This is a genomic window from Bradyrhizobium sp. Kon58 (assembly GCF_055807455.1).
The window spans coordinates 1-644 of sequence record NZ_JBVVOT010000108.1 but is presented as its reverse complement, the minus strand read 5'-3'; the positions used below and the strand labels follow the sequence as shown (position 1 = coordinate 644).

General features: G+C 63.0%; 2 protein-coding genes. One reads left to right on the top strand and one right to left on the bottom strand.

Annotated features, from left to right (window positions below; genetic code table 11):
* Positions 1-324 (top strand): hypothetical protein (locus AC0L20_RS39665; protein ID WP_473295613.1); only part of this gene is annotated, 324 nt, incomplete at its 5' end.
* Between the two features lie 65 nt (positions 325-389).
* Here the strand turns inward: AC0L20_RS39665 and AC0L20_RS39660 are convergent.
* Positions 390-590: a hypothetical protein gene (locus AC0L20_RS39660; protein WP_473251409.1), complete on the bottom strand. Its 201-nt coding sequence runs from the start codon at positions 588-590 to the stop codon at positions 390-392.
* Positions 591-644: the final 54 nt, after the last annotated feature.

Below are 644 nucleotides of genomic sequence, written 5' to 3'. Positions count from 1 at the left end.
ATCCTCAGCGAAGGCCACAGCCAGGTCTTCATGGCGCTCAGACAAGCGATCCTTGAACGGCGGCCGGTTCACGTGAGCGATGGCAGCAAGCGCCAGACGGTCTGCCCGTACACTCTGGGCCACGCCGCCGTTGAGGAGCGCGCATTCGCCCTCCTTGTGGAGGCGAGTTCGAGCACGAAGCGTTCGGTCAAAGCCAGCTGGATCTGCCTTCGGTTGTCGAAGATTGAGGAAGTTCGCTTCGCCGATGAGCCTTGGATCGAGCAAGACTACCGGGGACCGGTGCAACGATGTGTCGATAAGGTGAACCTGGACGCGAGACCGTAGTTCGCGGCACAAGCCTCGACTAATTGAGGCCGGTGTAGCGGGGCGCCGGCGCCCTCGAGAGCAGGTCAATTCCGCAGGATCGGCGCCTCGCGAAGTGCACTCCTGCCGATCTGCTTCAGCCCGTCAACCGATGTCTCGCCCTTGGTGGCGGCTTCGAGGATCATGGAGGCCACGTGGGTGCGGGCAGAGGTCTCGTAGCGTGACACGCTCTCGCACACCTCGTCGAGGACCGCGCGCAAAAGCGCGGTGGTTTCAGCATCGAACATTGGAGGTCTCCCCCAGCGAAAGCAGCATTCTGCCTGAACCCGGCCAGCCGGGGA